Origin of the sequence: Streptomyces sp. NPDC050997 (genome assembly GCF_040660135.1) — a bacterium.
In the GTDB taxonomy this organism is placed as follows: Bacteria; Actinomycetota; Actinomycetes; order Streptomycetales; family Streptomycetaceae; genus Streptomyces.
Map to the genome: position 1 here is coordinate 178,392 of NZ_JBFAGK010000014.1, position 19,973 is coordinate 198,364.

Sequence of the window (19,973 nt, forward strand, 5' to 3'; positions counted from 1 at the left end):
GGTGTTACTTGGCTGCGCATCTCGTGTATCCGGCGCCGTCTTGATATACGAGGTCGATTCCCTCGGTGTGGAGAAGATCCAGCAAATCGTCTAGCGGCTTCTCGGGAAGCAGTACGGACAGCTTAGGGTTAGGCGGTTTAATGTGGCGCACGTAATCCTTGAGTTGCCCTATCGCAGTGCGCACTTCCTCGCGACTACTCTCGCCTCTCACCGAATACAGCTCGTGCGCGGCGGCATCGTAGAGGTCAGTCTTCAGAATTCTTGTCGTACCCGCGATCTTTATTTGATACGCGAAGACGTCATGCTCTCGCTCCGTGAGCTCTTTAATGTACTTAGCCCGCAAGTCTGATTGGCGAAGGTCGGCTATGAGGCTAGGTTGAGCGGCTCGCCTGCTCTCCAAGACTCTTTTTTTCTTGGGCTCGACCATCTTAGGTTCGAGCATCCTGCTTTCAGCAACATTCGCCGAGACTCGATGAGTGTCGGTTTTCACGGCGCGTGTGATGATGTCCTCGGCGAGGCGCTCAAAGTCTCCCCTCGGGCGCAATCGGAAGACAATGATGCGGCGCCGATCACCTTTCTCGTCATTCGCCTCACGTACGGTATACGGCTGCTTCCCATCCAATTCAAATTCGCCAATATAGCGCTGTTGCTTGGCGGCAGAATTTGAGTTCGGTACTCTACCCGCTGCCATGAAAACGTGAAGAGACCGTCCTGCATCCTCGTGATACAGGACGGCTGCATTGCGGGAGCCGTTCTGCCCCAGAAACGTTTGCTCTCCACGGGTGCCCTGGCCTGTGTACTCGAACACGGGCCCCAGCTCGTCTTCCTCCTCTAACCAGCCGTCCTCATATCCGTATTTTTTGCCACTATCGTGATCCATGTAGATGAGGATGTTTGGGGTGGTTTCGGATGGGATGATCCCTCCTTGTGTTCCACCACCAAACAGCTCCTTCATCGCTGCCCGTGTGGTCAGCAGCCCGGGTCTGATCGAAGAGATGTCCATGCTCTGACGTTAGCTGATCGCTCTGACATCGAAAGGTGTCAACTAGCTTGCGATGATGGCCGCGTACGTCCACACGTCGGCTGGTAGTTCATGGTCCAGGTGCCATGTGATTGCCATCGGCTTGCTGCCGGTATGGGTCTTGTAGGTGGCGGGGCCCAGCAGCATCCACGGCTGAGACTTGCCGATGTCGGTGCTCTTGTAGCGGCGCGTGAACAGTAGGACGTGGCTGCCCTGTTGTGCGTGGTGCTGGTAGCGCAGACCCGTGCGCGAGGTCTCGGCGATTGCGTTTTGGGATTCCCAGTGGAAGAGCGTGGGGCTCAGGGCGTAGTCCTTGTAGCGGACCGTCGGGGAGAAGTCCTTCTCGTTCTTCTCCAACGTGACGAGGAGGGCATCGGTCTGGATCTCCTCGACCCACTGGACACCCTGAGCGAAAGACCGAGGCATCTGACCGCCAAAGCGGGCTACGCCGAGAGCTGCCAGGATCTCGGAGCGGTTGTACGCGCTGTGGACCTTGAGGGGGATGTGGCTGTGGCTGCCCGAGAGGGAGATCGGGAAGTGGTTCGCTTGTTCCATGACATGGGACAGCACCTGCCGGAGCTCGTCACGGAACACCGCTTGGTCGCGCAGGGACTCCAGGCCTTGCTGGTAGCTCGTGAAGCCGCCCGCGTTGTCCCACAGGTTGAAGAAGAGCATGCGCGCGTAGGCCTGGCCGGTTGGGCTCAGAGCCTCGTAGGGCGGAGCGTCGTCAGCGAGTAGGCGGAGGTATGCCTCAGCACGGTCGGGATCGTCGACGTGGAGGAAGGCGTGGACGCGCTTGAGGAGGGCGGCTTCTTCGGGCGCAGCGGATACCTTGACGACGCCTGCCCTCCGCAGCACCGACGTCCACGAGTTGTCGCTCTTGTACAGCTCCTTGATTTCACGCCGACTCTCGCGGAGGTAGTCGGCCAGGCGCGGCGTTTCATACGCCTTGACCTCGTTGACCAACGTCTTCACCGTGGCGCCGAGTTGGGTACGGATGTTGTCGAGCACAAGGTCCTTGGACTTGCCTTCCAGGATGATCTGGCACCCGGAGGGAAGTTGCGGGAAGTCATGCTCTATGTGGTCGACGAGTCGGTTGCGAGAGAAGTTCGTCAGGGCCCGGAACTGCTCCTCGAAGCGGAACTCCGCCCGGTGCTGGCCGATGAAGTCAAGGACGGTGAGCACCGGCTTGGACTCTGTGCGGCGTAGTCCACGGCCAAGCTGCTGGAGAAAGACGGTCGCGCTGTTGGTCGGGCGTAGGAGGAGCAGCGTGTCGACGTGGGGGATGTCGAGGCCCTCATTGAACAGGTCGACAGAGAAGATGACTTGGAGCTTGCCGTCACGCAGGTCGACGAGTGCCTGGGCGCGCACTCCGGCCGGCGAGTCGCTGTCCAGTGCCACCGCCTGGAAGCCGACCTGTCGGAAGAAGTCGGCCATGAAGTGGGCGTGGGACTTGGACACGCAGAAGCCCAGGGCCCGCATGGCTCCAGGGTTGGACACCTTGTCCCGGATCTGCTTGACCACGATGCGGGCACGGGCCTGGTTGCCCGTGTAGAGGTTCCCGAGCTCGTTGTCGGCGTAGGTTCCCTTGCTCCACCCAAGGTTCGTCAGGTCCGTGCCGTCTGGGATTCCGAAGTAGTGGAAGGGGCAGAGAAGGTCATTCTCCAGGGCCTCCCAGAGACGCATCTCCGCCGCGATGCGACCGTCGAAGAACTCGTCCTGGACATTGAGCCCGTCCATCCGTTCAGGAGTGGCGGTGAGGCCTAGCAACTGCTTCGGTTCGAAGTGATCGATGACCCGCCGGTATGTGGCAGCGGTGGCGTGGTGGAACTCGTCGATGACGATGATGTCGAAGTGGTCAGAGGCCAGTTGTTCCAAGCGCCGGACGTTGAGGGACTGGACGCTGGCGAAAACATGGTCCCAAGCCTGAGGTTCTTGGCCTCCGTGGAACAGCTCCCCGAAGGAAGCGTTGTCGAGGACCTCCCGGTACGTACGCAGCGACTGCCGGAGAATCTCCGTGCGGTGCGCCACGAATAGCAACCGCGGTTGCTTGGTGCCGAGCGCTTTGGAGAGGTTCCGGTAGTCCAAGGCCGCCATCACGGTCTTACCGGTGCCGGTGGCCGCGACGAGGAGATTGCGGTGGCGACCTCGGATCTCTCGCTCGACGCGGAGGCGCTCAAGCATGTCCCGCTGGTGCGGAAAGGGGCGTACTTCAAGGCCGGAGAGATTGATCTTCAGGTCGGTTGGGGAGACGCTGCCGCTCGCCTGTGCCAGGGCCTGATCGAGGCGTTCGCCATGGGCGTCGGGGTCGTACGACTCGAAGGCGATGTCGTTCCAGTACGCGTCGAAGGTCGCCTCGAACTTGTTGAGCACCGCGGGTGTGGCGATCGACGACAGCCGGACGTTCCACTCCAGGCCATCCAGTAGCGCTGCCTTCGACAAGTTGGAACTGCCGACGTAGGCCGTGTCGAAGCCACTCTTCCGCCGGAAGAGCCAGGCCTTGGCATGCAGGCGGGTGGAGCGCAACTCGTAGTTGACCTTGACTTGGGCGCCAAAATCGCGGACGAGCCGGTCGAGGGCATGGCGATCGGTGGCACCGATGTACGTCGTCGTGATGACGCGGATCGGCACGCCCCGCTTCTGCGCGGCTCGTAGGGAGTCCTCCAAGACTCGGATCCCGTACCACTTCACGAAGGCGCAGAGCAGGTCGATGCGATCGGCGGTGGCCAGCTCGGCCCGCAACTCGGCGCCGAGGCTGGGGTCTTCCGGAGAGTTCGTGATCAGCGAGGTCTCGGAGAGAGGCGTGAGGGGGCGCATCGCATAGACACCGGGAGCCTCCTGCTCAGCGAGAGCCAACAGCTGTCGCGGACCATCGACGATGGTGCTCGCTGCCTCGGTGTCGTGCTCGTCAGGCGTTGCAGCCGCCAGCGACTGCAGGATGCGATTGGCGGTGGCGACCTGCTTGTCGTGCGGCAGCTGGCTCAGCTTGCGTCCTACGGCCTCACCGATGTGGCGTGCCAGCACATGAGGGGAGGACTCGGCGCCGACCTCGCCGTCGATGGCCTTCCATCCCGCGGCTTCGAAGCGCTCGATCTCAGCGCGTACATCGTGGGTGATCAGCTTCTCGTAGACACCCGCGATCGGCTTCGACCGGTCCTCTGCTTCTGCCACGGTTGCTCCCCTGATCCCTCGTGGTTCCGGTACACGATTCGCTCGTGCCGATTCGTGCCGACGTGGATCTGTTCTAACAGCAGCCGCTGACAATTGAAGGATCCGTGCTGAAAGGTGATCGTTTTAGGACGGTTGCCTTCCGATGGAGGCGAGTTGGGCGGTGCCGTGGACGAGCATCGCGTGCCGTCATGGTCACCGTCGGGCCGCCCGCTTCCCAGCCAGTGTCGTCCCTCCGCGCCCCGCCTCAAGGGCGCTCACTCCGCTGCGCTGCGTTCCGCGTCGCCTTCGGCGATGGCCCTGCGGGCCACCCTTGACCCGGGCCGCTCCGGTACGGGGGAGAAGCGAGCGGGCGGCCCGGAGAGGGGTGGCCGAGTGGGGATAGTTGTCGGTTATTGAGGGGTTGGCCGGGGGCGTGGGCGCGTCTCGCCAGCACGCCGGGGCGGTTGAGCGGCTTGTGGTGTGTGGGTGGTCCGGTTCCGACGCCGAGTCGCGAGTTACTGGGCCCCGTGGCAATCCCGGTACGGCTGTCCCGACCCACACCAGCAAACCGCCCCCCGCTGCGGAGGCCAAGCCACCGCACGTCCCCGCGCCGCCAGTGTCGTCGCGTACTGCGGGAGTAGGGAGGTGTCCTCCGGGGACGAGGCCTCTGATGCCGCGAAGGCCTCGTACGACGGGACCGTGCCGGTGACGATGCCCAGGTTCGGGGTGCCGGAGGAGGCGAGTTCGCGTAGGGACGTCTCTATCGTGGCCAGGTGCTCCTCGTAGGAGGGGTACTCCGTGGTCAGTGACGGGTACGCGTCCACCAGTTCCGTCAGTTCCTCCGCCGGCCAGCGCAGTACCGCCACCGGGAACGGGCGGGACAGGGCCTCCCGGTAGGTGCCGAGCTCCGCTCGTAGGCGGGAGATCTCCGCTGCCAGTTCCGCCGGGTTCTCCGAGCCCAGGGACCAGACGCGCTTGGGGTCGTGGAGCTCGTCCAGGGACACGGGGGAGGTGTGGAGAGTGTCGGCCAGGACGTCCCAGTCGTCGTGGCCCGCGCCCAGCATCCTGCGTACCCGGTGGCGGCCGAACAGGAGCGGATGCGTGGCGTACGGGGGTTCCTGGGCGTCCGCGAGGAGTAGTTCCACCCCCTCCGTGAACGTCTCGTGCGCCGCCTCCAGCTCGTCGTGGGATTCCAGCGCCTCCGCCACGATCACCCAGGGGGCCGGGTCGCGGGGGGCCGCCGCCCGGACGCCGTCGATGATGGCTCGGGCCTCGGCCTCATGGCCGTACTCCCAGAGGTTCGAGGCCTTGAGGGCTCGTACCAGAAGCGGGTTCTCCAGGCCGTCCGGGGACGACAGCAGGCGGTCGTAGAGAGTGGTCGCGGCGGGGCGGTCGCCGGACAGTTCCAGGTGGGCCGAGGCCTGGAGCAGCAGGGCCTCGGCGTCCTCGGGATGCAGGCCGGCGGTCCGCTCCAGGCGTGCCGCTTCGGCGGTGTGGTCGACGGTCTCGGCAGGCGTGTCGGGGCGCATGGGGGACACCGTACTGCCGAGAGCTGTCCGAGGAGAGGTCTGTGCAGGCCAGGCCACAGATCTCCGGCACGCTCGGAGCGTGAGCGGCGTTCAGACCGACCGCCGCGCCCGGTCGCACGTCACCGTGTTCACGTCATCGGGTCACTGCGTCAGCACGAACGCCGCCAACAGCGTGATCACTACCGAGGTGACGCAGAACGCTATGTGGGACCGCGGGTAGTCGTACTGCTCGCGGGTCGTGCCCGCTTGGATCTCCGCGCTCCAGCTCCTGAACAGCTTGCGGCTCGGGAACACCCCGATCGTCAGCCCGATGAGCATGAACGCGTACATGACGAGCATTTCGGCCAGGGTGAAACCCGTGGCACGACCGAAGGCGATCATGCCTGCCAGGCACAGGACCCAGACGAAGGGGTACGCCGTCCAGAACTTCTGGATGGGCACCCATCTCGCCATGGCGGAGGAGTGGACGACGGTGGCTGTGGCTGCCATCAGCCACAGCCACTCGGTGGCAACGGACGCGAGCACGGGCGGGGTGTCCTTCCAGAAGTCCCGGTGTGTGAACGTCCGTTCTAGATCGTCACCCCGTCGATCTGCAACGTCTGCACCGCCTTCGCCGCGAACGGGACCGCCACCGTCTTGCCGCTCAGGCGGGTGTCGGAGTACGCCGCGTACTTGTCGCCGCCCGTCGTGACCGTGTTCCAGCGCGGGACCAGACCGCCCGAGCCGCCGCTCACCGTGGTGAAGCGGGAGAGGTCGAAGGTCAGGGTCTGGGCGGAGGTCGAGGTGTTCAGCGCGACGATGACCAGGCGCTTCGCGCTCGCGTCGTAGGCCGCCGCCGCGTAGCTGACGCCCGTGTCGAGGATCCTCATCCCCGGGCGGATGTGGCGGCTGAACTGCGCCATCACGTAGTACTTCGTCTGGACCGTCGTCGGCTGGAGCGTGCCCTGGTCGTACGCGATCATCGCCCAGCCCGCCGACGGGTCCATGACCTGCCAGTAGACCCAGGCCGTCGGGTGGAGCCAGCGGAAGTCGTAGAGCAGGTTGCTCGCCATGGTGGCGCCCGTGCCGTCGCTGTCGCCCGTCTCCGAGTTCCACAGCGCCTTGCCGGAGGTCGTGACGACGTCCGTGTAGAGCCCGTCCCTACGGCCGCCCGAGCCCTGGTAGCCGTGTACGTTCACCCGGTTCACCAGGGCCTTCGTCGAGGAGCTGAAGGAACCCCACGTCGTGCGGGCCAGGTCGTAGCTGGTCTCGTCGGACGCCGAGATCTTCGTGGCGGTCAGCCCGCGGCTGTCCAACTCGCTGCGCATGTACGGGAGTACGGCCGACTGGACGGTGGCGTCCATGTGGCAGCCCTCCTGGGTGCCGGTCGCCGTCCACCAGCTGGAGCTGGGCTCGTTGAAGGGATCGACCGTCGCGAAGTTCACGCCCCAGTTGTTCTTCGCGCGCAGGGCCACCGCGGCCAGGTGGGAGGCGTGCTGGCGGTAGTTCCAGGACTGGAGGTTGTTGCCGCCGTCCGAGGCGCCCGAGGGGTTGTGGTTGAGGCACATCCACCACATCGGGGAGTTCGCGAACAGCTCGGTCGTCGCGCCCCGGCTCGTCGCCTTCACCAGCATCGCGCGCTGGTTGGCGTCCGCGGTCCAGTCCCAGGCGGAGGACGTCGGGTCCTCGTTGTTCCAGTCCTGCCAGAAGCCCTCGATCTGCTTGAAGGCGGGGATGTTCGGCGACGCGGCCATCGTCGTGCCCGACACGCTGTTCCAGCTGCAACCGCCCAGGTTGTAGCGGGCGATGTTCAGGCCGAGGCCGGGGAGCGTCGTGCCGTTGTACGACACCGACTTGGTGGTGAAGAAGATGTCGGCGAAGTCGTCCCGGGCGCCGAACACATTGGCCCACCAGGCCAGCGAGGTGCCCCAGCCTTCCCAAGTGCCGTACGAGGTCCCGGGGTTGACGGCGATGGTGGCGTCCGCGTGTGCGGTGCCGGTCGCCAGGGCGCTGCCGAGGAGTGAGCCCCCCGCGGCCGTGAGCAGCGTTCTGCGTCGGATCATGGCTACTCCGAAGTCCGATTCGATCGTCGCCGATCCCTGAACCGGCGACGTGGCCTGTCCCGCTGATGCCAGGACGAAGCATCGGGTGTGGCGTGTGAGGTTGTCGAGAGTTCTGTCAGCCCTTTCTCAAACCTATGGAGGAAGTGCGGTGGGTCGAACGCCGGGCTGCCGCCGCGGTGTTGGGCCTGGTGACTTGGAGGCCTCGCGCTTATCGTGCGGGCGGCGGGCGGCGCGACCCGGTCGAGGAGGCGTACGCATGCGGCTTCACGTCGTGCACCACGGCATACGGCGACGACGCGCCCTGCGCCGACGCGCGCTGTGGAGTGGCGGCGAAGTCCTCGTCACCGTCGGGGTTCTGGTGCTGCTTCTCGTCGTGCACCAACTGTGGTGGACCAACCGGCAGGCCCGGGAGGGCGCCGAGCGGAAGGTGGAGGCGCTGGAGCGGACGTGGGGCGACGGCGACGGGACAGGCCAGGGGAGCGGCGACGGAAGCGGCCACGGGAGCGGCACCGGCGACGGCGATTCTGGTACGTCCGTCCCGTCCGCGTCTCCCGAGGAGCGGGCCGCCCGTCAGTCGGCGGACACGCCGGCCACCACCGACCGGTCCTCGGCACCCCGCCGCTCCCAGGCCTACGCCATCCTCACCGTCCCGCGCCTCCACCTCCGCGTCCCCGTCGCCGAAGGCGTCAGCAAGCAGAACGTCCTCAACAAGGGGTACGTCGGCCACTACCCCGGCAGCCAACAGCCGGGCCAGGCAGGGAACTTCGCCCTCGCCGGGCACCGCAACACCCACGGCGAACCCTTCCGGTACCTCGACCGGCTCCGGTCGAAGGACATCGTCGAGGTCGAGACCAGGAGCGCGGTCAACACGTACGCCGTCGACAAGACCCTGCCGCAGACCTCGGCCCGCGACGCGAGCGTGATCAACCCGATCCCGCGTTCCACCGTCCACCCACGCCACGGCTACACCGACCCCGGCTACTACCTCACCCTCACCACCTGCACCCCGGAGTACACGTCCCGGTACCGCCTGGTGGTGTGGGCGAAGCTCGTCTCCATGCGGCCGCGCCAGGCGCAGGAGTAGACGCTCCGTACCTCGACGTAGGGCAGTTCATCTCGGAACTGAGGCCGATCGGGTATACAGGTACAACCGAGGCAGGACACGCGCGCGTACGAGCGAGACGCGCCGACGTGCGAGGGAAGGGGCCGGTAGTGATGCGCAGTTGGACCAACCCGCGCCCCGCCGTCGTGCTGCTGATCCTGCTCCTGGACGTCGCGCTGCTCGACATCGGCAGCCTCTCCGCCGCCGCCGTCGCGCTCGCCGCGACCGCCGCGGCCGGCTCCGCGCTCGCCGTCTGCTCGCTGCTCGCCTCGCGCGCGGCGCCCGCCGTGCCGCCCACCCGGGTGCGCACGGCCATCAGGGACCGCGCCCGCCGTACGGCGTTCCTGCCCCAGCGAGACCCCGACGCCAGGGGGCGCACCCGCCCCCGAGCGCCCGGACACGCCCTCCCGACGACCGTCGCGTAGGGCACCGGCCGCACCAGCTCCCTTTCGTACGTCCGTGTCCCCGCGCGGGTCGTCATGCCGTCTCTCACCACTCCCGGCAGACGAGACCCCCGGAGGGCTCACCCATGTCCGTTTTCGCCGACCTGGTCCAGCACCTGGCCGACCTGCTCCAGCCGCTGTTCGGCGCCACCGCGGCCGCCGCCGCGATCGTCCTGTTCACCGCACTCGTACGCCTTCTCGTGCACCCCCTGTCCCGGGCGGCGGCCCGCGGACAGAAAGCGCGGAGCGCGCTGCAGCCGAAGATCGCCGAGCTGCGGAAGCGGCACGCGAAGAACCCCGAGAAGCTTCGGAAGGCCGTACTGGAACTGCACGCCGAGGAAAAGGTGTCGCCGCTGTCCGGCTGCCTGCCCGGCCTGCTCCAGCTGCCCGCGTTCTTCCTCCTCTACCACCTGTTCTCGAACACGGAGATCGGCGGACGGTCCAACGAGCTCCTGAGCCACCAGCTCTTCGCCGCCCCCCTCGGCGAACGCTGGGCCGACGCGCTGGGCGACGGCGGGATGTTCGGGGGCGCCGGCCTCGTGTACGTCGGGATCTTCACGGCCGTCGCGGCCGTCGCCGCCTTCAACTACCGCCGTACCAAGCGGATGACGGCCGCGAACGCCGTGCCTTCCGCGATGCCGGCTGGGAGCGGTGAGCAGCTGCCCGGGCTGGGCGCCATGAACAGGGTCATGCCGTTCATGTCCTTCTTCACGCTGTTCACCGTGGCGGTGGTGCCGTTGGCAGCGGCCCTGTACGTGGTGACCAGTACGACGTGGAGCGCGGTGGAGCGAGCCGTGCTCTACAGGTGACGGCCGGCTCGGCGGTCAGAGGTGACGAACGGCCCCGCGGTCCAGAGGTGACGAACGGCCCCGCGGTCCAGAGGTGACGACCGGCTCGGCGGTCCAGAGGTGACGACCGGCTCGGCGGTCCACTCCGTGAACCGGGTATTGCGGACCGGGCGTCGAGCTTGGAGGATCGACCAGTCATCCGATGCCTGCACCCGTCGGACGACAGCGCCGCGATCGAGGGAGATTGTGATCATGAAGTTGCTGCGAGTCGGTACGGCGGGCGGGGAGCGTCCCGCGCTGCTCGACGCCGAGGGAACGCTGCGAGACCTGTCCGGCGTCGTCCCGGACATCGACGGACCGGTGCTCGCCGACGACGAGGCGCTCGGCCGGATCCGCGCCGCCGCCGACGAGGGTTCGCTGCCCGCCCTGGACCCGGCGGGACTGCGGGTCGGGCCGCCCCTCGCGCGTATCGGCAAGATCGTGTGCATCGGCCTGAACTACCACGACCACGCCCGCGAGACGGGGGCCGAGCCGCCGCCCGAGCCGGTGATCTTCTTCAAGGCCGCGGACACGGTGGTCGGGCCGCACGACACGGTGCTGATCCCCCGCGAGTCCGTGAAGACGGACTGGGAGGTCGAGCTGGCCGTCGTCATCGGGCGTACGGCCCGCTACCTGGGGTCCGCCGAGGAGGGGCTCGCGCATGTCGCCGGGTACGCGGTGGCGCACGACGTGTCCGAGCGGGAGTTCCAGATCGAGCGCGGCGGGACCTGGGACAAGGGGAAGAACTGCGAGACCTTCAACCCGCTGGGGCCGTGGCTGGTGACGGCGGACGAGGTGCCCGATCCGCAGACGCTGTCCCTGCGGCTGTGGGTCAACGGAGAGCTGAAGCAGGACGGGACGACGGCCGAGCAGATCTTCCCGGTGGGGGAGGTCGTGCGGTACGTCAGCCAGTTCATGACCCTGTATCCGGGTGACGTCATCAACACCGGCACACCGGCGGGGGTCGCGCTGGGCGCGCCCGAGCCCAAGCCGTTCCTGCGGGCAGGTGATGTGGTGGAGCTGGAGATCTCGGGGCTCGGGCGGCAGCGGCAGGAGTTCAAGAACGCCTGAGGAGCGGGGAGTCGCGGTTCATCGGCGACCGCGGTCCGTCGCGGTCCGTCGCGGGGTGTCGCGCCGACGCGGCGGAGCCGCACATGATCACAGTCCCGCGCCCCTGAGGTGTCTCCACTCAGGCCAGCAGAGAAGCCAGCCTGCGCCATGCCTCCTGCGGCAGGGTGTCGCGCGAACGGCCGTCGATGATCTGCAGCGCCACGTGGTCCGCGCCTGCCTCGTGGAAGCCGTCGATGGTGGCCCGGACCGCGTCGTCGTCGCCCCAGGCGAACAGCGCGTCGATCAGGCGGTCGCTGCCGCCGTCGGCCAGGTCGTCCTCGGTGAAGCCGCCGCGCAGGAAGTTGTTGGTGTAGTTCGGGAGGCCGAGGTAGACGGCGAGGGCCTCGCGGGCCAGGGCGCGGGCTCGGGTCGGGTCCGTCTCCAGGACGACCATCAACTCGGGGGCCAGGAGCGGGGTTTCGCCGAGGATCTCGCGGGACCTCGCCGTGTGTTCGCGGGTGACCAGGTAGGGGATCGAGCCGGCGGAGCGCTCGCGGGCCAGGTCGAGGTTCTTCGGGCCGAGGGCGGCCAGCAGGCGGCGGTCCGCGGGGACACCCGCCTTGTCCAGGGCGTCGAGGTAGGTGACCAGGGCCGAGTAGGGGCGGCGGTACTGCTCCGTGTTCCCGGCGTGGGCGACACCGAGGCCGAGGGCGAAGCGGCCGGGATGCGTGGCCTCCAGCTCGGCCAGCTCCGCCGCCGTGTCACCGGCCTCGTACTGCCAGATGCTCTGGATGCTGGTGCCGACGGTGATGCGCGAGGTGGCCTCGACGAGCGGTACGGCGTTGCGGACGGCACTGCTGCCGCCCAGCCAGAGGGCGCCGTAGCCCAGCTCCTCCAACTCGGCGGCCGCCTCGGCCAGTTCACCGCGCCGGGACGGGTCCTCGGAGCGCAGGCCGAAGCTCCAGATGCCGTACCGTCCGACGGTTTCCTTCAAGGAGTCACTCATGGGTCGCGGTCCCTCCGGTCGGTGCGTGTAACAGGTGCGCGCCATAGGTCTGCGCCACAGCGCTACAGCGGTGCCAACCGGAGGGGGCGCCGAGATCTTCCCGTCAGCCGAGGTCCAAGTACTGCTCCAGCGCCTCCACCACGAACCGGTGATCCTGGAGCTGCGGCAGCCCGGACACGGTCACCGCTCCGATCACGCCCACGCCCTCGACGGTGATCGGGAAGGAGCCGCCGTGGGCCGCGTACTCGTCCGGATCCAGGCGCGAGGACTCCTCGAACGTGGTGCCCTTGGCACGCAAGCGTGCGCCCACCAGGTAGGAGGCGGAGCCGTAGCGCTCCACGACCCGGCGCTTGCGGGCGATCCAGGCGTCGTTGTCGGGGGCGGAGCCGGGCAGGGCCGCGTGGAAGAGCTGCTGGCCGGCGCGGTGGATGTCGATGGCGACGGGCGCCTGCCGCTCGCGGGCCAGCTCGACAAGGAGGGTGCCCAGGGCCCACGCGTCTTCGTACGTGAACTGCCGGAAGACCAGGCGGCGTTCCTGCGCCTCCAGTTCCTCCAGGGGCGGGGTGAGTTCCGGGTGGAACTTCGGGCCGATCTCCTGGTTGTGCGTCACAGCGTCACCGCCACCGCGTCACGGGCCGAACGGCGTGCCGCCTCCAGTACGTCGAGGGCTGCGGCCGCCTCCAGCGCGGTCACCGGGTTGGGACCGCCGTCGGTGAGGGCCCTGGCCACGGCCGCATAGTAGGCCGGATAGTCGCCGGGCAGCGTCGGTTCGGGCCGGCCGCCGCCGGTCAGCGGGGACTCGCCGGCACCGACCCGACCCCACAGGGACTCGGGTTCCAGACCCCAGTCGGCTCCCGCACCGGGACGCTCACCCTCCCGCAGCGCCGCCTCCTGCGGATCGAGGCCGTACTTCACATAGCCCGCCTTCGTGCCCAACACCCGGAAACGGGGGCCGAGTTGGGCGGTCGTCGCGGAGGCGTACAGGTGGGAGCGGACACCGTTCGCGTGCGTGATCGCGATGAAGGTGTCGTCGTCGGCCTCCGCGCCCGGGCGGCGGATGTCCGACTCGGCGTACACGGAGACGGCCGGGCCGAAGAGGACCAGCGCCTGGTCGACGACATGACTGCCGAGGTCGTACAGCAGACCTCCGATCTCTGTCGGATCGCCGGACTCACGCCAGCCGCCCTTCGGCTGCGGCCGCCAGCGTTCGAAGTGGGACTCGAAGCGCCATACGTCGCCCAGTTCGCCGTCGGCGATGAGCTTGCGCAGCGTCAGGAAGTCGTTGTCCCAACGGCGGTTCTGGAAGACGGAGAGGAGCAGGCCGCGTTCCTCGGCGAGGGCGGCCAGCTCGCGTGCCTCGGCGGCCGTGCCGGCGACGGGCTTGTCCACGACCACGGGCAGGCCGGCCTTCAGGGCGGCGGTGGCCAGCGGGACGTGCGTCTTGTTCGGGGTCGCGATGGAGATCAGGTCCAGATCGGCGGCCCGTTCGAACAGCTCGTCCGGGCCGGCGACCGTGCGCACGTCCGGGAACTCGGCGCGGGCCTGCTTCTGCCGCTCGGGGTTCGAGGTGACCACCGTGTCGAGGACGAGGCCCTCGGTGGCGGCGATCAGCGGGGCGTGGAAGACGGAGCCCGCGAGGCCGTAGCCGACGAGGCCCACACGAAGGGGGGTACCAGCCGTACCGGCCGTACCAGCTGTACCAGTCCTAGCTGTATTGCCTGTCATGCCTCCCACTTTCGCAACGCTGTTGCCAAAGTGCAAGCGCCGGGGAGAATGGTGGTGTGGACGGGACGAAGAGCCGGGGTGCGGAGAGGGGCATGGGTGCGGGCGCGATTGTGGGTGCGGGTGGCTTGAGAGGATCGACGGGAGCGACGGGATCGACGGTCGGCGTGAACCTCTTCGCTCTGCGCAGCCACAACACGGCGCTCGTCCTCGACCTGCTGCGCACGGCGGGGGCGCGGGGCATCAGCCGGCTCGAACTCGCCGACCGCACCGGGCTCACCCCGCAGGCCGTCAGTAAGATCACGGCCCGGCTGCGGGAGGACGGGCTGGCCGCGGAGGCGGGGCGCCGGGCGTCCACGGGCGGCAAGCCGCGCACGGTACTGAGACTGGTGCCGGAGGCCGGGCACGCGGCCGGTGTGCATCTGGACCGGGACGAACTGCGGACCGTCCTCGTCGATCTCACCGGGACCGTGGTGGGGGAGCGGCGGGCCCCGCTGGACCTGGGCGCGGGGGCGGACGCCGTGCTGACGGCGGTGGCACGGGAGACGGAGGCCCTGGTCACCGACGCGCTCGGCACGGCCGTCAATGGTTCGCTCGCCGTGGCCGGCTCCCTCCTCGGGCTCGGCGTCGCACTGCCCGGCCCGCTCGACCACATCCGGGGGGTGCTGCACCGGGTCACCGGGTTTCCCGAGTGGGACGGGTTTCCGCTGCGGGACGCCCTGGCGCGGCGGGTGGGCGTGCCGGTCGTCGTCGACAAGGACACGAACGCGGCCGCGCTGGGGCTCGCGGTCGGCGGCGAGGGCGGGTCCTTCGCCTACCTGCATCTCGGTACGGGGCTCGGGGCGGGGCTGGTGATCGGCGGGAGCGTGCACCGGGGGGCGCGGACCGGGGCGGGGGAGTTCGGCCACCAGGTCATTCAGCTGGACGGGCCGGTGTGCGGGTGCGGGAACCGCGGCTGCGTGGAGGTGCTGTGTCTGGGTGCGGTGGCGCGGGGGGAGCCGACGGAGGCGGCGCGCGTGCTGGGGGAGGCCGCCGCGAACCTGGTGGGGCTGCTCGACATCGATCTGGTGCTGCTGGGCGGTCGTACGGTGGCCGCCGATCCGTCGCCCTTCGTACGGGGAGTCGCGGCCGTTCTGGACGCGCGTGCCCGGCGTGAGGGGGGACGGGAGGGGGTGGTGCCCGTGCGGGTCGCCTCCGGCGGGGTGCGCGGGGTCGCGGAGGGGGCGGCACAGTTGTTGCTGGCGCCGCTGTTCGGGCGGGGGGACGGGTAGGCGGGCGGGGCGCTGGGTGGGCCGCGCGGCCCGGCGCTTTCCTGATGCCGCCCCGTCAGGCGCGGGCGTAGGGCCCGCGGTGGCGCCAATCGGGCGGCGTCGCGCGTCCATTCGGTGCCCCTGGCGGAATGGCGTCGCCCGCCGGCCGCGGTCATCCGGCATGGTCATGTGTTCATGCGACTGTCTACGTCCGCTCTGCTCTGCCTCGCGACGGCCGCCGCCGTTCATCTCCCGCTCGCGGCACCGGCGTACGCCGATTCCTGTGAGGCCGGGTCCGACGGGAGGGATTTCCCGGTCAGGACCCGGATCCACGGCGGGCCCGACTCCTACGAAGCCGGTGGGGGATACGGCGTCTGGTATCTCGACCTCACCAACACCACCCGTCTGACCTGCGGGAACATCTACCCGATCGTCGTCCTCGTCGACCAGCGCCGTGTTCTTCAACCCCGCCAGGCCCGCCTGGAGTTCTACGCGGGGGACCGCGCGCGTCCGCACTCCGTCCGGTTCGAGCGGACCGACTCCGACGAACTGATCGGAGTCTTCGCCGGAGAGGAGAAGGGGGTGGAGAAGGGAGGGAAGCAGGAGGAAAGGGACCGCTTCCCCGGGTTCACCGTCGCCGCCGGCGAGACCGTCACCGTGAAGGTGCGGCTCGCGGTCACCTCGGATGCCGGGCCGAACGAGGTCACCGCCGGCGCGACCGTCGTACAACGGCACGAGGACGACGGCGACTGGGTCGGGCAGTCGAACGACTACCGGTTCGGCATCGGCACCGAGGCCACCGCCGCGCGGCCGTCGCCGAGCCCGGGCGCCGAGGCCACCACACCGGCCACCGGCCGCCTCCCCTTCGCCGACGAACTCGCCCGCAGTGGATTCGGCCGGACCACCGCCCTCGCGGCCACGGCCCTGCTGTTGATCGTCGTAGGCGCCCTGCTGGTCGCCCGCAAGCGCCGCTGAGCCGTCTCCCGTCACACCCTGCGAGACCTGGCCATTCCCTCAAGATCCGGCCTCTGTCTAGGCTGTGCGCACGCAGCACCGCGTACATGCGTACGGCAGGAGATCCCGCACATGGCAGACCGCAGGCCCATCGAGTCGTGGCTCACCGACATGGACGGTGTGCTCATCCACGAGGGCGTACCGATCCCCGGTGCCGACGCCTTCCTCAAGAAGCTCCGCGAGTCCGGCAGGCCCTTCCTGGTCCTCACCAACAACTCGATCTACACGCCGCGTGACCTGCACGCCCGCCTGCGGCGCATGGGCCTGGACGTGCCGGTCGAGTCCATCTGGACCTCGGCGCTGGCCACCGCCCAGTTCCTGGACGACCAGCGGCCCGGCGGCTCGGCGTACGTGATCGGCGAGGCGGGACTGACCACCGCGCTGCATGACATCGGGTACATCCTCACCGACCATGAGCCGGACTACGTCGTCCTCGGGGAGACGCGGACCTATTCGTTCGAGGCCATGACCAAGGCCGTACGGCTCATCGAGGCCGGCGCCCGGTTCATCGCCACCAACCCCGACGAGACGGGCCCCTCGACCGAGGGCCCGCTGCCCGCGACCGGCGCCGTCGCCGCGCTGATCACCAAGGCGACCGGCAGAAGCCCGTACTTCGCGGGCAAGCCGAACCCGCTGATGATGCGGACCGGCCTCAACGCCATCGGCGCCCACTCCGAGACCAGCGCCATGATCGGCGACCGGATGGACACCGACGTGCTGGCCGGCATGGAGGCCGGGATGCAGACGTTCCTGGTGCTCACGGGCCTGACCCGGCCCGAGCAGGTCGACAACTTCCCGTACCGGCCGTCCACGGTCGTGGACTCGATCGCGGACCTCGTCGACCGGATCTGAAACCCGACGGACCAAGAACGCGACCCGTACGGAGTAACGAGGCACCCACTGAGGATGCGTGGTGGGTGACCTGGGGGGAGGCTCCAGATGTCTGGAGGTTCACGATGGGTTCACTACGCCTCACTCTCTGTTCCACCGTGCTGGCTGTCACCGCACTCACCCCGGCCGCGCACGCGGCCGACGGCGGCAGCGTCACGGTGACCCCGTCCTCCCCCGCCCCCGGCGCCGACGTGGCGCTGCGGGTGAGGGGCTGCGTCGGGGAGGAGACGGCAACCGCCGTCTCGGCGGCGTTCGTCACGGACGCCCGGCTCACCGGTTCCGACGGCACGCTCGCCGGGGAGACCCGCGTCCGTACCTCGATCAAGGCCGGCTCGTACGTCGTGCGGATCACCTGCGCCGACTTCCGGGTGACGGGCAGGATCATCGTCGGTAACGGCGCGGCGCAGCCGTCCGAGTCCGCCCCCGCGTCCCCGTCCGGCCACTCGTCCCCGGTCGCCCCGGTACCCGCGGGCGGCGGAGGCACCGCCCACCTCTCCGCCGGGGAGGACGCCCGCGCGGCCGGTCCCGGTACGGCGCAGGCGGTGACCGGACTGATCCTCGCCGGGGTCGCCGCGGTGGCCGTCGTGCTGCGCGGCAGCCGCCGGAGCCGCAGGACGGGTTGACCGACGATGTCCGACCGAGAACGCACCACCGGCACCGGCCGTCTGCTCACCGGCGTGGCCTGGGCGCTCCTGCTGCTCGGGCTGTGGCTGTGGGGGCGCGAGGTGACCGACGTACGGAATGGCATATCAGCGCCGGCCACCGGCGACATGGCGGCGGTCGGACGGCCCCCGGACGTGCGGCTGCCGCCCGCGCACCGGCCGCTCGGGGACGCGCTCCCGCAGCGCGTCGACATCCCGAACCTCGGCATCCAGGCACCGGTCGTGGCCCGCGGCCTGGACGGGCAGGGGGCGATCGATCCGCCGCCCTTCGACCAGGCGGGCGTGGTCGGCTGGTACGCGGCCGGGGCGAAGCCCGGGGCGGCCGGGACCGCCCTGCTGGTCGGGCACGTCGACACCGAGACCCGGCCGGCCGTCTTCTACAAGATCAGCGTGCTGAAGCCCGGCGAGACGGTCCGGGTGATCCGCGACGACGGCAAGGTCGCCGAGTTCACGGTCGACGACGTCCAGGTCGTCACCCGCGACCGCTTCGACGCCCAGCAGGCCTACGGCCCCCGGCAGACCGGGCGTTCCGAACTGCGGCTGATCACCTGCGGCGGCACCTTCGACCGGGTCAGCCGCAGCTACACGGCGAACGTGATCGTCTCGGCGTACCTCACGGGCACGGGAGTGTGAGGAAGGCCCGGGCACCTGGCCCGGTCGACGGCCCGCTCCCCCCCAAAGCCGTCGACCGGGCTGGTCCTCGACCGCGCGCACGGGCTGCGGGAGTAACCCGGCGACTGCGCGGGAGGTTTGAGGTCCATGGTGGTGCGTGACCCGGCCGGGGGCTGGGGTCGTATGAGACGACTTTAGAGTGGATGAGCGTCGGGGCCTAGAGGGTGTCGCACGCCAAGTCCCCGAGTGGTGGCGCTCCGTGATCCGCGCAGGTGGTCCGCGCCGCTACGGGTCCCGCGACCCGGCCCGGCCGTCGCCGCCGACGCGTTCACCGTCACCGTCACCGTCACCGTCACCGTCGCCGTCATCGTCACCGTCGCCGTCGCCGAGCATGACCCCCGCCGCCCGGTCGGGCAGATGTTCGACGCGGTGAACGGGCGCCCAGCGCGCCACGTACCGGCGGGCGCGTACCCCGGCCGTCGGGCTGTAACAGCTCTTGGACATGACTCGGGCGTGTTCGTGGGTGACGCGACTGATGTGTCACGATTGGGGACTTGGAACGGTGCACCCAAGGGGGAGTTGGATGTACGTCAGCAGGGGGGCCGGAACGCGGGCTGCCGTGGCGGTGCTGGGGGCGGCACTGCTGCTCGCAGGCTGTTCCTCGGGCGACGGGGGCGACGGCGGTGAGCAGCAGGGCGACGACACCGGCATCGCCCAACAGCCCAAGGGAACGGACCCGTTCTGGGTCAACCCGGACGGCAACGCCGCGCAACAGATGGAGGCCTACGAGAAGGCGGGCAAGAAGGACGAGGCCGAGCAGATCCGCAAGATCGCCGAGCAGCCGAGCGCCGAGTGGATCAACCCGGAGAACCCCGAGGAACAGGCCCGGGGCTACACGGAGGCCGCCGCGAAGGCGGACCGGGACGCGCTGCTGGTCGTCTACAACATCCCGCACCGGGACTGCGGCCAGTTCTCGCAGGGCGGTGCCGCCGACGGCGACGCGTACCGGTCGTTCGTCGACAGCGTGGCCGAGGGCATCGGCGACCGCGCCGCCACGGTGATCCTGGAGCCGGACGCGGTACTGCACATGGTCGACAACTGCACGCCCGGGGAGTTCCACGAGGAGCGCTACGACCTTCTCAAGGGCGCCGTCGAGAAGCTCACCTCGCTGGAGAACACGAAGGTCTACCTGGACGCTGGCAACGCCGGCTGGGGCAGGCCCGACGAGATCTTCCAACCCCTCCAGCGCGCCGGCATCGACCAGGCCGACGGCTTCGCGGTCAACGTCTCCAACTTCTACGCCACCGAGAAGTCCATCGCCTACGGCAAGGACCTCTCCTCGAAGGTGGGCGGCAAGCCCTTCGTCATCGACACCAGCCGCAACGGCAACGGCCCCTACGACGGCGGCGACCCCGACCAGCGCTGGTGCAACCCGCCCGGCCGGGCCCTGGGAGAGAACCCGACCACCAAGACGGCCGACCCGCTGGTCGACGCGTACGTCTGGGTCAAGCGCCCGGGGGAGTCGGACGGCGAGTGCAAGGGCGGCCCGAAGGCGGGCCAATGGTGGTCCACCTACGCCCTGAAACTGGCCCAGGCCTCAGATACGTAGAGGCGCGGGGCCGCGTCGACACGCGGCCCCGCCGGCACCTCAC

At 69.1% G+C, this 19,973-nt stretch carries 19 protein-coding genes; 10 read left to right on the top strand and 9 right to left on the bottom strand.

Features of this window, described 5'->3' with window-relative positions; genetic code table 11:
* Positions 1-4 precede the first annotated feature (4 nt).
* From AB0H86_RS28925 to AB0H86_RS28945, 5 genes are all read right to left on the bottom strand, one after another.
* Positions 5-1,003 carry a hypothetical protein gene (locus tag AB0H86_RS28925; protein ID WP_362444901.1) on the bottom strand — a complete coding sequence of 333 codons (999 nt, stop codon included), beginning with the start codon at positions 1,001-1,003 and terminating at the stop codon, positions 5-7.
* A 42-nt stretch (positions 1,004-1,045) separates the two neighbouring features.
* A complete protein-coding gene (locus AB0H86_RS28930; RefSeq protein WP_362445086.1) occupies positions 1,046-4,192 on the bottom strand; it encodes a DUF3427 domain-containing protein in 3,147 nt (1,048 codons plus the stop codon).
* A gap of 494 nt (positions 4,193-4,686) precedes the next feature.
* The gene (locus AB0H86_RS28935) at positions 4,687-5,700 is read right to left on the bottom strand and encodes an SEC-C domain-containing protein (RefSeq protein ID WP_362444904.1); all 1,014 of its coding nucleotides are present in this window, start codon (positions 5,698-5,700) and stop codon (positions 4,687-4,689) included.
* A gap of 141 nt (positions 5,701-5,841) precedes the next feature.
* Positions 5,842-6,225, bottom strand: coding sequence for a hypothetical protein (locus tag AB0H86_RS28940; protein WP_362444907.1), 384 nt, complete (start codon positions 6,223-6,225; stop codon positions 5,842-5,844).
* Positions 6,226-6,269: 44 nt separating this feature from the next.
* Positions 6,270-7,742, bottom strand: coding sequence for a glycoside hydrolase (locus tag AB0H86_RS28945; RefSeq protein WP_362444910.1), 1,473 nt, complete (start codon positions 7,740-7,742; stop codon positions 6,270-6,272).
* Between the two features lie 256 nt (positions 7,743-7,998).
* Here AB0H86_RS28945 and AB0H86_RS28950 point away from each other — a divergent pair, with 256 nt between their 5' ends.
* From AB0H86_RS28950 to AB0H86_RS28965, 4 genes are all read left to right on the top strand, one after another.
* A complete protein-coding gene (locus tag AB0H86_RS28950; protein ID WP_362444913.1) occupies positions 7,999-8,826 on the top strand; it encodes a class E sortase in 828 nt (275 codons plus the stop codon).
* Between the two features lie 128 nt (positions 8,827-8,954).
* Positions 8,955-9,269 carry a DUF6412 domain-containing protein gene (locus tag AB0H86_RS28955; RefSeq protein WP_362444916.1) on the top strand — a complete coding sequence of 105 codons (315 nt, stop codon included), beginning with the start codon at positions 8,955-8,957 and terminating at the stop codon, positions 9,267-9,269.
* A 104-nt stretch (positions 9,270-9,373) separates the two neighbouring features.
* Positions 9,374-10,096, top strand: a complete 723-nt coding sequence (locus tag AB0H86_RS28960; RefSeq protein WP_362444919.1) for a YidC/Oxa1 family membrane protein insertase — start codon at positions 9,374-9,376, stop codon at positions 10,094-10,096.
* 231 nt (positions 10,097-10,327) lie between these two features.
* Positions 10,328-11,185, top strand: coding sequence for a fumarylacetoacetate hydrolase family protein (locus tag AB0H86_RS28965; RefSeq protein WP_362444922.1), 858 nt, complete (start codon positions 10,328-10,330; stop codon positions 11,183-11,185).
* 118 nt (positions 11,186-11,303) lie between these two features.
* Here AB0H86_RS28965 and AB0H86_RS28970 read toward each other — a convergent pair whose 3' ends face one another.
* The 3 genes from AB0H86_RS28970 to AB0H86_RS28980 form a co-directional block, all read right to left on the bottom strand.
* Positions 11,304-12,170, bottom strand: a complete 867-nt coding sequence (locus AB0H86_RS28970) for an LLM class F420-dependent oxidoreductase (protein WP_362444925.1) — start codon at positions 12,168-12,170, stop codon at positions 11,304-11,306.
* A gap of 103 nt (positions 12,171-12,273) precedes the next feature.
* Positions 12,274-12,780, bottom strand: a complete 507-nt coding sequence (locus tag AB0H86_RS28975; protein ID WP_362444928.1) for a heme-degrading domain-containing protein — start codon at positions 12,778-12,780, stop codon at positions 12,274-12,276.
* On the bottom strand, positions 12,777-13,895 hold the full coding sequence (locus tag AB0H86_RS28980) for a Gfo/Idh/MocA family oxidoreductase (protein WP_362444930.1): 1,119 nt from the start codon (positions 13,893-13,895) through the stop codon (positions 12,777-12,779). The genes AB0H86_RS28975 and AB0H86_RS28980 overlap by 4 nt, the downstream gene beginning before the upstream one ends.
* A gap of 92 nt (positions 13,896-13,987) precedes the next feature.
* On the opposite strand from AB0H86_RS28980, the gene AB0H86_RS28985 reads away from it, so the two are divergent.
* The 5 genes from AB0H86_RS28985 (at position 13,988) to AB0H86_RS29005 (ending at position 18,342) form a co-directional block, all read left to right on the top strand.
* Positions 13,988-15,163: an ROK family transcriptional regulator gene (locus AB0H86_RS28985; RefSeq protein WP_362445088.1), complete on the top strand. Its 1,176-nt coding sequence runs from the start codon at positions 13,988-13,990 to the stop codon at positions 15,161-15,163.
* Between the two features lie 174 nt (positions 15,164-15,337).
* Positions 15,338-16,117, top strand: coding sequence for a hypothetical protein (locus AB0H86_RS28990; protein ID WP_362444933.1), 780 nt, complete (start codon positions 15,338-15,340; stop codon positions 16,115-16,117).
* A gap of 111 nt (positions 16,118-16,228) precedes the next feature.
* The gene (locus tag AB0H86_RS28995; RefSeq protein ID WP_362444936.1) at positions 16,229-17,008 is read left to right on the top strand and encodes an HAD-IIA family hydrolase; all 780 of its coding nucleotides are present in this window, start codon (positions 16,229-16,231) and stop codon (positions 17,006-17,008) included.
* Positions 17,009-17,112: 104 nt separating this feature from the next.
* Entirely contained in the window at positions 17,113-17,670 is a 558-nt protein-coding gene (locus tag AB0H86_RS29000) for a hypothetical protein (protein ID WP_362444938.1), read from the top strand.
* Between the two features lie 6 nt (positions 17,671-17,676).
* Complete coding sequence (locus tag AB0H86_RS29005; RefSeq protein ID WP_362444941.1) at positions 17,677-18,342, top strand: class F sortase; 666 nt, start codon at positions 17,677-17,679, stop codon at positions 18,340-18,342.
* Positions 18,343-18,606: 264 nt separating this feature from the next.
* Here the strand turns inward: AB0H86_RS29005 and AB0H86_RS29010 are convergent, their stop codons facing one another.
* Positions 18,607-18,825 carry a hypothetical protein gene (locus tag AB0H86_RS29010; protein ID WP_362444944.1) on the bottom strand — a complete coding sequence of 73 codons (219 nt, stop codon included), beginning with the start codon at positions 18,823-18,825 and terminating at the stop codon, positions 18,607-18,609.
* 79 nt (positions 18,826-18,904) lie between these two features.
* Here AB0H86_RS29010 and AB0H86_RS29015 point away from each other — a divergent pair, with 79 nt between their 5' ends.
* Entirely contained in the window at positions 18,905-19,930 is a 1,026-nt protein-coding gene (locus AB0H86_RS29015; protein WP_362444947.1) for a glycoside hydrolase family 6 protein, read from the top strand.
* Positions 19,931-19,973: the final 43 nt, after the last annotated feature.